The sequence below is a fragment of the Escherichia sp. WS1265 genome, from assembly GCF_046487585.1.
Classification (GTDB): domain Bacteria; phylum Pseudomonadota; class Gammaproteobacteria; order Enterobacterales; family Enterobacteriaceae; genus Escherichia; species Escherichia coli.
This window is the reverse complement of the sequence record NZ_JBJQJE010000011.1, coordinates 61,652-74,431: the sequence shown is the minus strand read 5'-3', so window position 1 is coordinate 74,431 and position 12,780 is coordinate 61,652. Positions and strand designations below refer to the sequence as shown.

Annotated in this window: 10 protein-coding genes and 1 pseudogene; 8 read left to right on the top strand and 3 right to left on the bottom strand. The window is 53.2% G+C overall.

Annotation, left to right across the window (positions count from 1 at the left end; genetic code table 11):
- Positions 1-266: 266 nt before the first annotated feature.
- Positions 267-350, bottom strand: a complete 84-nt coding sequence (gene yohP, locus ACJHX3_RS12660) for a small membrane protein YohP (protein WP_000691708.1) — start codon at positions 348-350, stop codon at positions 267-269.
- 223 nt (positions 351-573) lie between these two features.
- On the opposite strand from yohP, the gene mdtQ reads away from it, so the two are divergent.
- Entirely contained in the window at positions 574-2,010 is a 1,437-nt protein-coding gene (gene mdtQ / locus ACJHX3_RS12655; RefSeq protein WP_024216629.1) for a multidrug resistance outer membrane protein MdtQ, read from the top strand.
- Positions 2,011-2,062: 52 nt separating this feature from the next.
- On the top strand, positions 2,063-2,824 hold the full coding sequence (locus ACJHX3_RS12650) for an SDR family oxidoreductase (protein WP_024044617.1): 762 nt from the start codon (positions 2,063-2,065) through the stop codon (positions 2,822-2,824).
- Positions 2,825-2,942: 118 nt separating this feature from the next.
- Here ACJHX3_RS12650 and ACJHX3_RS12645 read toward each other — a convergent pair whose 3' ends face one another.
- The gene (locus tag ACJHX3_RS12645) at positions 2,943-3,521 is read right to left on the bottom strand and encodes a DedA family protein (RefSeq protein WP_024044618.1); all 579 of its coding nucleotides are present in this window, start codon (positions 3,519-3,521) and stop codon (positions 2,943-2,945) included.
- 169 nt (positions 3,522-3,690) lie between these two features.
- Here ACJHX3_RS12645 and ACJHX3_RS12640 point away from each other — a divergent pair, with 169 nt between their 5' ends.
- Positions 3,691-4,278, top strand: a complete 588-nt coding sequence (locus ACJHX3_RS12640) for a Yip1 family protein (protein ID WP_001295454.1) — start codon at positions 3,691-3,693, stop codon at positions 4,276-4,278.
- Positions 4,279-4,451: 173 nt separating this feature from the next.
- Positions 4,452-5,384: a D-alanyl-D-alanine endopeptidase gene (gene pbpG / locus ACJHX3_RS12635; RefSeq protein ID WP_024044619.1), complete on the top strand. Its 933-nt coding sequence runs from the start codon at positions 4,452-4,454 to the stop codon at positions 5,382-5,384.
- Positions 5,385-5,422: 38 nt separating this feature from the next.
- On the opposite strand, the gene dld is transcribed toward pbpG, so the two are convergent.
- The gene (dld, locus tag ACJHX3_RS12630; RefSeq protein WP_000097369.1) at positions 5,423-7,138 is read right to left on the bottom strand and encodes a D-lactate dehydrogenase; all 1,716 of its coding nucleotides are present in this window, start codon (positions 7,136-7,138) and stop codon (positions 5,423-5,425) included.
- A gap of 195 nt (positions 7,139-7,333) precedes the next feature.
- Here dld and bglX point away from each other — a divergent pair, with 195 nt between their 5' ends.
- From bglX to yehX, 4 genes and pseudogenes are all read left to right on the top strand, one after another.
- The gene (gene bglX, locus ACJHX3_RS12625; RefSeq protein WP_000871488.1) at positions 7,334-9,631 is read left to right on the top strand and encodes a beta-glucosidase BglX; all 2,298 of its coding nucleotides are present in this window, start codon (positions 7,334-7,336) and stop codon (positions 9,629-9,631) included.
- A 148-nt stretch (positions 9,632-9,779) separates the two neighbouring features.
- A pseudogene (gene osmF / locus ACJHX3_RS12620) lies at positions 9,780-10,696 on the top strand (glycine betaine ABC transporter substrate-binding protein OsmF).
- Between the two features lie 6 nt (positions 10,697-10,702).
- Positions 10,703-11,860 (top strand): glycine betaine ABC transporter permease YehY, encoded by a 1,158-nt coding sequence (gene yehY / locus ACJHX3_RS12615; protein ID WP_024044621.1) that lies wholly within the window; start codon positions 10,703-10,705, stop codon positions 11,858-11,860.
- Positions 11,853-12,779 carry a glycine betaine ABC transporter ATP binding protein YehX gene (gene yehX, locus ACJHX3_RS12610; RefSeq protein WP_024044622.1) on the top strand — a complete coding sequence of 309 codons (927 nt, stop codon included), beginning with the start codon at positions 11,853-11,855 and terminating at the stop codon, positions 12,777-12,779. Before yehY ends, yehX begins: the two co-directional genes overlap by 8 nt.
- Position 12,780 lies beyond the last annotated feature (1 nt).

The following is a 12,780-nucleotide window of genomic DNA, read 5'->3' as shown; positions in this document are numbered from 1 at the left end:
GCCCACATGGATGTGGGCTGAGGGCGCGTTTTACAGGGATGTTACCTCGCGCCCGACCCGGTAGCCGTAAGGGATAAGCCGAGGGCACCGCGCAGCGGCGATTTTGTTCGCCAGAGCCCGGGGGTGCAGGGGGCGGCGGCGATTGGTCGCCCCCTGCGCGCTCCTTGCACCAGTGATTATATGAAGCAATGCACATGACAGGAGCGCAACAGGATGAGAGACTGAAATATTCTCGTTATTTTCGGATCTGATGACATTAATTAATTTTAAAATATCATCTTAAATACGCCAGTCACCACCAGTAGCCCAATCAGGAAAATAATCAATACAGCCCAGAGTATAATTTTCATTGGCGTTCCTTTATTTGTGAGTGCTGAATAAGTATAGGAAAAAACGAAGCCCTTTGCCGTTATCCATAAACGATTAAGATAAATCGGAAGATATCATTCACTTAGTGTATATTTTTCTGGATATGTCATATTATTGCCACTGATGTTTTGCCACGCGAAACTAAAAAATATATCGCAACACACGGTAATCTCCGCGCACCTTTTCTTACCTGATTATTCCCCCATGAATCGTGATTCCTTTTATCCCGCCATCGCCTGTTTTCCGCTGTTACTGATGCTGGCCGGGTGTGCGCCTATGCATGAAACCCGCCAGGCGTTAAGCCAGCAAACGCCTGCTGCACAAGTTGACACCGCATTACCCACGGCGCTGAAAAATGGTTGGCCAGACAGCCAATGGTGGCTGGAGTATCACGATAATCAGCTCACTTCCTTAATTAACAATGCACTACAGAACGCACCGGATATGCAGGTGGCTGAACAGCGCATTCAGCTAGCTGAAGCCCAGGCGAAGGCAGTTGCTACTCAGGATGGTCCGCAGATCGACTTTTCTGCGGATATGGAGCGGCAAAAAATGTCTGCAGAAGGGTTAATGGGGCCGTTTGCTCTGAACGATCCTGCCGCAGGTACGACCGGTCCGTGGTACACCAACGGTACTTTTGGCTTAACGGCGGGCTGGCATCTCGATATCTGGGGAAAGAATCGGGCGGAGGTAACTGCTCGCCTGGGTACGGTTAAAGCACGAGCGGCGGAACGCGAGCAAACCCGCCAATTGCTGGCTGGCAGCGTAGCCCGCCTGTACTGGGAGTGGCAAACCCAGGCGGCGTTAAACACTGTCTTACAGCAAATCGAAAAAGAGCAGAACACCATTATCGCGACCGATCGCCAGCTATATCAGAACGGGATTACTTCTTCAGTTGAAGGTGTGGAAACCGATATTAATGCCAGCAAAACCCGGCAGCAGCTCAACGATGTCGCGGGGAAAATGAAAATTATTGAGGCACGGTTAAGCGCACTTACAAATCACCAGACAAAGGCATTGAAGCTTAAACCGGTCGCGTTGCCGAAAGTGGCAAGCCAGCTTCCTGATGAACTGGGGTACTCCTTACTGGCGCGGCGGGCAGATTTGCAGGCGGCGCACTGGTACGTTGAGTCATCGTTAAGCACTATTGATGCGGCAAAAGCGGCATTTTATCCTGACATCAACCTGATGGCCTTCCTGCAACAGGATGCGTTGCACTTAAGCGATCTGTTCCGTCATTCCGCGCAGCAAATGGGCGTTACGGCAGGCCTGACGCTACCCATTTTCGATAGTGGTCGTCTTAACGCCAACCTCGATATCGCAAAAGCCGAAAGCAACTTGTCTATCGCCAGCTACAACAAAGCGGTGGTTGAAGCGGTGAATGACGTGGCGCGGGCAGCCAGTCAGATTCAGACACTGGCGGAGAAAAACCAGCATCAGGCGCAAATTGAGCGCGATGCCTTGCGTGTAGTAGGTCTTGCGCAGGCGCGCTTTAACGCGGGCATCATTGCCGGTTCCCGCGTCAGCGAAGCCAGAATCCCGGCGCTTCGCGAGCGGGCCAATGGCCTGTTATTGCAAGGGCAGTGGCTGGATGCCTCCATTCAACTCACTGGTGCGTTGGGCGGGGGTTACAAACGCTGATGATATACGCCTTCTATACTTAACGTTTATTCAGCGTTAAGTGGAGAACTCGATGGCACAGGTCGCGATTATTACCGCCTCCGATTCGGGGATCGGCAAAGAGTGCGCGTTATTACTGGCGCAGCAGGGGTTTGATATTGGCATTACCTGGCACTCTGATGAAGAAGGGGCAAAAGATACCGCGCGTGAGGTGGTTAGCCACGGCGTACGTGCGGAGATCGTGCAACTGGATCTCGGTAAACTGCCAGAAGGTGCGCAGGCGCTGGAGAAACTCATTCATCGACTGGGGCGCATCGATGTGCTGGTGAATAATGCGGGCGCAATGACCAAAGCGCCGTTTCTTGATATGGCTTTTGATGAGTGGCGCAAGATTTTTACCGTTGATGTCGACGGTGCATTCTTATGCTCGCAAATTGCTGCCCGCCAGATGGTGAAACAAGGGCAGGGTGGTCGCATCATCAACATTACGTCGGTGCATGAACATACGCCGTTGCCGGATGCCAGCGCCTACACAGCCGCTAAACATGCGCTCGGCGGGTTAACCAAAGCGATGGCGCTGGAGCTGGTCAGGCATAAGATTTTGGTGAATGCGGTTGCACCTGGGGCGATCGCCACGCCAATGAACGGCATGGATGATGGCGACGTGAAGCCCGGCGCGGAGCCTTCGATTCCCTTGCGGCGTTTTGGCGCAACGCATGAGATTGCCAGCCTGGTGGTGTGGCTTTGTTCGGAGGGCGCAAATTACACCACTGGGCAGTCGTTGATAGTGGATGGCGGCTTTATGCTGGCGAATCCGCAGTCCAACCCAGAATAGCGCAGTGAGGTGCGTGGTTATTTCATTGGGTTAGGCCAGATAAGACACGCCAGCGTCGCATCAGGCATGGAACATCCGGTGCCGGATGTGGCGTGAATGCTTATCTGTGGCAACTGCTTTACGCCTGATTATCCGGCTTTTTCTTCCCGCGTCGTTTCAGCCACCAGCGCACGCCTACCACCAGAACCACGACCAGAATCAACCAGACCCAGTGCTTCAAATGCTGGTCGAGATTATGCAACCACGGCGCAATCACCTGACCACCAGCGTAACCGATAGTGGTAAAAATCAACGCCCAGGCAAATGCGCCGAGGATATTCAGTGGCAGAAAGATTTTCGGCGGCAGCTGGCTGGCACCAATCAGCGTCGGGCCAATCACCCGAAAGCCATACATAAAACGCGTACCAATGACAAACAGATACGGATGGCGTTGGATAAGTTTCTGCGCCCGCTCAATTTTATCCTGATGTTTCGAGAAACGGCGTAATAGCTTGCCGCCAAAGCTCCGCCCGCACAGATAAAGCACCTGGTCGCCAATCATGCCGCCAAGCGCCACAGAAAGTACCACCAGCGGGAACTTTAATAGCCCCTGATGTGCCGCAACGCCTCCCAGCAAAGTCACGGTTTCACCTTCCGCCAGGCTACCGATCACCAGCGCGGCATAACCATATTGTGAGATGAGTGTATTGAGATCCATAGGTCAGTCTGTCTCCCTTTGCTTGCCTGTAAGCATACACCCTGTGAATGGTTCACGCTGAAAAAGGACATACATCAGACGGTGCAAATTACATAAGCGAACGAAAAATAACCACAAGCTGACTTATACTTGAACTGTCAGGTTCATGAACTCACAACAAGGGGGCGGTATGAGCCATGTCTGGGGACTGTTTTCCCATCCCGATCGAGAAATGCAGGTGATTAATCGCGAAAACGAAACGATTTCTCATCACTACACCCACCACGTTTTGCTGATGGCGGCGATTCCGGTGATTTGCGCCTTCATTGGCACTACACAGATTGGCTGGAATTTTGGTGATGGCACTATCCTGAAGTTATCCTGGTTTACCGGACTGGCGCTGGCTGTCTTGTTTTATGGCGTTATGCTGGCTGGGGTCGCGGTGATGGGGCGGGTCATCTGGTGGATGGCGCGCAATTATCCGCAGCGTCCGTCACTTGCGCACTGCATGGTCTTTGCGGGCTACGTTGCAACTCCGCTGTTTTTAAGCGGTCTGGTGGCGCTTTATCCGCTGGTCTGGTTGTGTGCGCTGGTCGGCACGGTGGCGCTGTTTTACACCGGCTACCTGCTTTATCTCGGTATTCCGAGCTTCCTGAATATCAACAAAGAGGAAGGCCTTAGCTTCTCCAGTTCGACGCTGGCGATTGGCGTGCTGGTACTGGAAGTGCTGCTCGCCCTTACCGTTATACTATGGGGTTACGGTTATCGTTTGTTCTAGAAAGTTCTTTTGTGTTGCATTGCTGGCGTAAATGTCAGCAATGCAGCATTTCCTCACGATTCTTCTTTGACGATCGCACTTTTTGCTCGTTATGATGGCGTCGCTAGCCTCAGTAAATCCTTACTCCGGCGGTGCGCAACCCGTGCGCGTGAACCACTATCTGAATGCTCATCATGCCGAAATTTCGAGTTTCTTTATTTAGCCTGGCCCTGATGCTGGCTGTGCCTTTTGCACCGCAGGCCGTTGCGAAAACGGCAGCCGCTACCACCGCTTCACAGCCGGAAATTGCCTCCGGTAGCGCGATGATTGTTGATCTGAATACCAACAAAGTGATCTATTCGAACCACCCGGATCTGGTGCGTCCGATTGCGTCTATCAGCAAATTAATGACCGCGATGGTTGTGCTGGATGCACGACTGCCGCTGGATGAAAAACTAAAAGTGGATATCAGCCAGACGCCGGAGATGAAAGGGGTCTATTCGCGCGTACGACTGAACAGCGAAATCAGCCGTAAAGATATGCTGTTGCTGGCGCTGATGTCTTCAGAAAACCGCGCGGCGGCAAGCCTTGCGCACCATTATCCCGGTGGTTACAAAGCCTTTATTAAGGCAATGAATGCGAAAGCGAAATCGCTCGGAATGAACAACACGCGCTTTGTTGAACCGACCGGATTGTCGGTGCATAACGTTTCAACCGCCCGTGACTTAACCAAACTGCTCATTGCCAGCAAACAATATCCGTTGATCGGTCAGTTAAGTACTACCAAGGAAGATATGGCAACCTTCTCTAACCCGACGTATACGCTGCCGTTCCGCAATACTAACCATCTGGTGTATCGCGATAACTGGAATATTCAGTTAACCAAAACGGGCTTTACCAATGCGGCGGGCCATTGTCTGGTGATGCGTACGGTTATCAATAATAAACCGGTGGCGCTGGTAGTGATGGACGCGTTTGGCAAATATACCCATTTTGCCGATGCCAGCCGCCTGCGTACCTGGATTGAGACCGGTAAAGTGATGCCTGTTCCGGCAGCAGCGTTGAGCTATAAAAAACAAAAAGCCGCCCAGATGGCGGCGGCGGGGCAGACGGCGCAGAACGATTAAGTGAAGTACGGATGGCGATACTCTGCCATCCGTAATTTTTACTCCACTTCCTGCCAGTTTTTCCGCTTACTGGTTTTACCGATCCCCGGATTCATACTGTTGGTCGGATCGTTCTCGCGATAAAACTTCTGCAACGTCTCCGGTGCTTTATACAAATGACCGACGTTATGTTCGGCAGGGTATTGCGCGCCGCGCTGCTGTAGCAGCTCCAGCATCTGTTCTTTCAACGCATGCACATCCACGCCTTTTTTAACGATGTAATCCTGATGGAAGACATAGCACATAAAATGGCCGTAATAGAGCTTGTGCACCAGCTGGCTGTCGATCTCCGGCGGTAAATGCTCATACCACTCGGTGTCGTTACGCCGCAGAGCGATATCCAGCGCCAAAATGTCTTCGACTTCATCGGAATGCACCGCCTGATAACGAATTGCTGCGCCCGCAGCGGCGAAACGGTGTAAAAACGCTTTGCTACCTTCCTCCGGCGTACAGACAAAGAAATCGCCTTCGGCCTGTTTGAAATAATCCACCAGCCACGATTTGGCTTCACCGACGCCATCGCCCGCCATTTTTAACAGCAGATGATGTTCATATTTATCGCGCCAGTTTTTCATGCGCGGCGGTAAATGGCTGGGGAACAGGTGACCGAATTTTTGCATCGCACGGTCGGTAAAATGCGGACGGAAGAATTTCACTTTCTCCAGCATCGCATCGGTGCGCCCCTTGAGATTAAAGAAGAACGGCATCTTGTCGGTGCCTAACTTATCAATCATCAGGAAGGTGTCTTTGCCGTATTTTTCCGCAATATCGTAGATATCCCGGTGCATATATTCCCCGGCAACCGGTAGATTTTCGAAATTAGCCAGAATATGACGGCGGATTTCGGTCAGTACTTCCGGCTGGTTGGTGCCGATATAAAACACCTGCTGATTTTTTTCCGCTTCGAAGGTATCAAGACGTACCGCAAAGACGGCCAGCTTCCCGGCGCAACCAGAAGATTCAAATAACCGATCCGGATCGGCGTTATAACGTGCGGGCGTGTCGGCTTCAATATCACGAACGCGGTGGACATAGTCATAATCGTGGGCGTGACGACCATCGTGGCGCACATCGTCATCTTTGATGCGATCGTCATCCAGCTTGCTAAGGATCTGCTCCGGCGTTTCGCCCAGATCAATCCCCAGATGGTTCACCAGCGTCAGTTTGCCGTCTTCATTTATACGCGCAAATAACGACATTTCGGTATACGCCGGGCCACGTTGCACCAGCGAGCCGCCGGAGTTGTTACAAATACCGCCGATGACCGATGCGCCTATACACGATGATCCAATCACCGAGTGCGGTTCGCGTCCCAGCGGTTTGAGGGCTTTTTCCAGCGAATAAAGCGTGGTGCCCGGATAGGCCAGCACTTGTTCGCCCTTGCCGAGAACGTGCAACTTATCGAGACGCAGGGTGCTGATGATCACGATATCGCGATCATAGTCGTTACCGTTTGGCGTCGAGCCTTCGGTCAGACCTGTATTGGCAGCCTGCATCAGAATAATTTTGTCAGCGGTGACGCAGGCTTTCAGCACCCGCCACAATTCCAGTAGTGAGCCAGGGAAAACGACAGCCAGCGCGTCGCCCTGACCAGAACGGAAGCCCTTGCGATAGCGGGCCGTTTTTGCGGGATCGGTGAGCAGGTGTGAATGACCGACCAGACGGGCAAGTTCATTCAAAAAGGCTTTATTATCAGTTGTTGTCATGGAAGACATTTTCCACTCCTTGTGGTGGCGAAAAAATATCACAAACTAGAATAGCGCCTTGTATGACAATTCAGCGAGTGAATATTTTGAAAATTCAGACAATAAACTGAGCATTCTTTTTCTCTCTCCACCATGCTTATGGCAAACTACGGTTTTTGCACCATTTTCGCTGCCACGTCGGGCAACAAAGGAAGAAAAATCCATATGAAATGGCTATGTTCAGTAGGAATCGCGGTGAGTCTGGCCCTGCAGCCAGCACTGGCGGATGATTTATTCGGTAACCATCCATTAACGCCTGAAGCGCGGGATGCGTTCGTCACCGAACTGCTTAAGAAAATGACAGTTGATGAGAAAATTGGTCAGCTGCGCTTAATCAGCGTCGGCCCGGATAACCCGAAAGAGGCGATCCGCGAGATGATCAAAGACGGTCAGGTTGGGGCGATTTTCAACACCGTAACCCGTCAGGATATCCGCGCCATGCAGGATCAGGTGATGGAATTAAGCCGCCTGAAAATTCCTCTTTTCTTTGCTTACGACGTGCTGCACGGTCAGCGCACGGTGTTCCCGATTAGCCTCGGTCTGGCCTCGTCTTTTAACCTCGATGCGGTGAAAACGGTCGGACGTGTCTCTGCTTATGAAGCAGCAGATGATGGCCTGAATATGACCTGGGCACCAATGGTCGATGTTTCGCGCGATCCGCGCTGGGGACGTGCTTCCGAAGGTTTTGGCGAAGATACGTATCTCACCTCAATAATGGGTAAAACCATGGTGGAAGCGATGCAGGGTAAAAGCCCGGCAGATCGCTACTCGGTGATGACCAGCGTCAAACACTTTGCCGCTTACGGCGCGGTAGAAGGCGGTAAAGAGTACAACACCGTCGATATGAGTCCGCAGCGCCTGTTTAATGATTATATGCCGCCGTACAAAGCGGGGCTGGACGCAGGCAGCGGCGCGGTGATGGTGGCGCTGAACTCGCTGAACGGCACGCCAGCCACCTCCGACTCCTGGCTGCTGAAAGATGTTCTGCGCGACCAGTGGGGCTTTAAAGGCATCACCGTTTCCGATCACGGTGCAATCAAAGAGCTGATTAAACATGGCACGGCGGCAGACCCGGAAGATGCGGTGCGAGTGGCACTGAAATCCGGCATCAACATGAGTATGAGCGACGAGTATTACTCGAAGTATCTGCCTGGGTTGATCAAATCCGGCAAAGTGACGATGGAAGAGCTGGATGACGCTGCCCGTCATGTACTGAACGTTAAATATGATATGGGGTTGTTTAACGACCCGTACAGCCATCTCGGTCCGAAAGAGTCTGACCCGGTGGATACCAATGCCGAAAGCCGCCTGCACCGCAAAGAAGCGCGTGAAGTGGCACGCGAAAGCCTGGTGTTGCTGAAAAACCGTCTCGAAACGTTACCGCTGAAAAAATCAGCCACCATTGCGGTGGTTGGGCCACTGGCGGACAGCAAACGTGACGTGATGGGCAGCTGGTCCGCAGCCGGTGTTGCCGATCAATCCGTGACCGTACTGACCGGGATTAAAAATGCCGTCGGTGAAAACGGTAAAGTGCTGTACGCCAAAGGGGCGAACGTTACCAGTGACAAAGGCATTATCGATTTCCTGAATCAGTATGAAGAGGCGGTCAAAGTCGACCCGCGCTCGCCGCAAGAGATGATTGATGAAGCGGTGCAAACCGCGAAGCAATCTGATGTGGTGGTGGCTGTAGTCGGTGAAGCACAGGGGATGGCGCACGAGGCTTCCAGCCGTACCGATATCACTATTCCGCAAAGCCAACGTGACTTGATTGCGGCGCTGAAAGCCACCGGTAAACCGCTGGTGCTGGTGCTGATGAATGGGCGTCCGCTGGCGCTGGTGAAAGAAGATCAGCAGGCTGATGCGATTCTGGAAACCTGGTTTGCGGGGACTGAAGGCGGTAATGCAATTGCCGATGTGTTGTTTGGCGATTATAACCCGTCCGGCAAGCTGCCGATGTCCTTCCCGCGTTCTGTCGGGCAGATCCCGGTGTACTACAGCCATCTGAACACCGGGCGTCCGTATAATGCCGACAAGCCGAACAAATACACGTCGCGTTATTTTGATGAAGCTAACGGGGCGCTTTATCCGTTCGGCTATGGTCTGAGCTACACCACTTTCACCGTCTCTGATGTGAAACTTTCCGCGCCGACCATGAAGCGTGACGGCAAAGTGACCGCCAGTGTGCAGGTGACGAACACCGGTAAGCGCGAAGGGGCGACGGTAGTGCAGATGTACTTGCAGGATGTGACGGCTTCCATGAGTCGTCCGGTGAAGCAGCTGAAAGGCTTTGAGAAAATCACCCTGAAACCGGGCGAAACTCAGACCGTCAGCTTCCCGATTGATATCGAGGCGCTGAAGTTCTGGAATCAACAGATGAAATATGACGCCGAGCCTGGCAAGTTCAATGTCTTTATCGGCACTGATTCCGCACGCGTTAAGAAAGGCGAGTTTGAGTTGCTGTAATGCTTTAGTAAGGGCGCGACGTCTGCGCCCTTTAAGTATTTATCTGATTCTGCAACTGAATCCGCCCAGACAGGCTAACCCTGTCATTATCAACTATGCTTTTCTCTTAATTCGCTGAAAACAACAGTAAAAGAATGAGGAAAGCATCATGCCACTCTCAAAGCTCTGGGCAGGTTCATTGGTTTTGTTGGCAGCCGTGAGCCTGCCGCTACAGGCGGCTTCCCCCGTTAAGGTTGGTTCAAAAATCGATACCGAAGGCGCGCTGCTCGGCAACATTATTTTGCAAGTGCTGGAAAGCCACGGCGTACCAACGGTCAATAAAGTGCAACTTGGAACGACTCCTGTGGTGCGCGGGGCGATCACTTCCGGTGAACTGGATATCTATCCGGAATATACCGGCAATGGGGCGTTCTTCTTTAAAGATGAAAACGATGCTGCGTGGAAAAATGCCAGGCAAGGCTACGAGAAAGTCAAAAAGCTCGATGCAGAGCAAAACAAGTTAATCTGGCTGACGCCTGCGCCTGCAAATAACACCTGGACCATCGCCGTGCGGCAGGATGTGGCAGAGAAAAACAAACTCACTTCGCTTGCCGACCTGAGTCGTTATCTGAAAGAGGGCGGCACCTTCAAACTGGCGGCCTCGGCAGAATTTATTGAACGCGCCGATGCGTTACCCGCGTTTGAAAAAGCCTATGGCTTTAAGCTCGATCAGGATCAGTTGCTGTCACTGGCTGGTGGCGATACGGCAGTGACGATCAAAGCCGCTGCCCAGCAAACCTCTGGCGTTAATGCCGCAATGGCTTACGGTACCGACGGTCCGGTCGCGGCGCTGGGGCTGCAAACCTTAAGCGATCCGCAAGGCGTGCACCTATCTACGCGCCTGCACCAGTGGTGCGTGAATCGGTGTTGAAGGAGTATCCGCAAATGGCACAGTGGCTACAGCCAGTCTTCGCCAGCCTCGATGAAAAAACATTGCAGTAACTGAATGCCAGCATTGCTGTGGAAGGACTGGATGCCAAAAAAGTGGCTGCCGACTACCTGAAACAAAAAGGGTGGACGAAGTAATTTCCCGTGACTTATTTCCGTATTAATCCTGTTCTGGCGCTGCTGCTGTTGCTGACGGCAATCGCAGCGGCGCTGCCGTTTATCAGTTACGCGCCTAATCGTTTAGTTTCGGGTGAGGGGCGTCATCTCTGGCAGCTGTGGCCGCAAACGATCTGGATGCTGGTGGGCGTTGGTTGCGCCTGGATGACAGCCTGTTTTATTCCCGCTAAAAAAGGCAGCATTTTTGCACTCATTCTGGCGCAATTCGTCTTCGTATTGCTGGTGTGGGGCGCGGGAAAGGCGGCGACACAACTGGCGCAAAATGGCAGTGCGCTGGCGCGTACCAGCCTCGGCAGTGGTTTCTGGCTGGCTGCGGCGCTGGCATTGCTGGCCTGTAGCGATGCCATCCGCCGAATCTCCACGCATCCGCTGTGGCGCTGGTTGTTGCATATGCAGATTGCCATCATTCCGCTGTGGTTGCTGTACTCCGGCACGCTGAACGATCTCTCGCTAATGAAAGAATACGCCAACCGTCAGGATGTGTTTGACGACGCGCTGGCACAACATCTGACGTTGCTGTTTGGTGCGGTGCTGCCTACGTTAGTGATTGGTGTGCCGTTGGGCATCTGGTGCTACTTTTCCACCGCGCGGCAGGGGGCGATTTTTTCGCTACTCAATGTCATTCAGACCGTGCCTTCGGTGGCGCTCTTTGGCTTGTTGATTGCGCCGCTTGCCGCGCTGGTTACGGCCTTTCCGTGGCTGGGTAAGCTCGGCATAGCAGGAACCGGAATGACACCCGCACTGATTGCGCTGGTGCTCTATGCCTTGCTGCCGCTGGTGCGCGGCGTGGTAGTCGGCTTGAACCAGATCCCGCGCGATGTGCTGGAGAGCGCCAGAGCGATGGGCATGAGCGGGGCGCAGCGTTTCCTGCATGTTCAGTTACCGCTGGCGTTACCAGTATTTCTGCGCAGCCTGCGGGTGGTGATGGTGCAAACCGTCGGCATGGCGGTGATTGCGGCGTTAATCGGCGCAGGCGGTTTTGGTGCGCTGGTTTTCCAGGGGCTTCTAAGCAGTGCCATTGATTTAGTGTTGCTGGGGGTGATCCCGGTAATTGTTCTGGCGGTGCTGATCGACGCGCTGTTCGATTTGCTTATCGCACTGCTGAAGGTGAAACGTAATGATTGAATTTAGCCATGTCAGCAAACTGTTCGGCATACAAAAAGCCGTTAACGATCTCAATCTCAATTTTCAGGAGGGGAGTTTTTCGGTGCTGATTGGTACATCAGGCTCCGGCAAATCCACCACCCTGAAAATGATTAACCGCCTGGTGGAGCATGACAGCGGCGTGATCCGCTTTGCCGGAGAAGAAATTCGCTCGCTGCCAGTGCTGGAGTTGCGCCGCCGGATGGGCTACGCCATTCAATCTATTGGCCTGTTCCCCCACTGGAGCGTGGCGCAAAACATCGCTACCGTGCCGCAATTACAAAAATGGTCGCGGGCGCGGATTGACGATCGTATCGACGAATTAATGGCGCTACTGGGGCTGGAGCCAAATTTGCGTGAGCGTTATCCGCATCAGCTTTCTGGCGGTCAGCAGCAACGTGTGGGAGTGGCGCGCGCACTGGCTGCCGATCCGCAAGTCTTACTGATGGATGAACCTTTTGGCGCGCTGGACCCGGTAACGCGCGGCGCGTTGCAACAAGAGATGACGCGCATTCACCGTTTGCTGGGGCGTACCATTGTGCTGGTCACTCATGATATTGATGAGGCGCTACGGCTGGCAGAACATCTGGTATTGATGGGTCACGGTGAAGTGGTGCAGCAGGGCAATCCGCTGACGATGCTGACTCGTCCGGCGAATGATTTTGTCCGCCAGTTTTTTGGGCATAGTGAACTGGGTGTCCGCCTGCTTTCGTTACGTAGCGTGGCGGATTACGTGCGTCGCGAAGAACGGGCAGAAGGTGAGGCGCTGGCAGAAGAGATGACGCTACGCGATGCGCTCTCCCTGTTTGTCGCGCGGGGATGTGAAGTGCTGCCGGTGGTGAACACGCAGGGCGAGCCTTGCGGCACGCTGCATTTTCAGGATCTGCTGGTGGAGGCGTAAG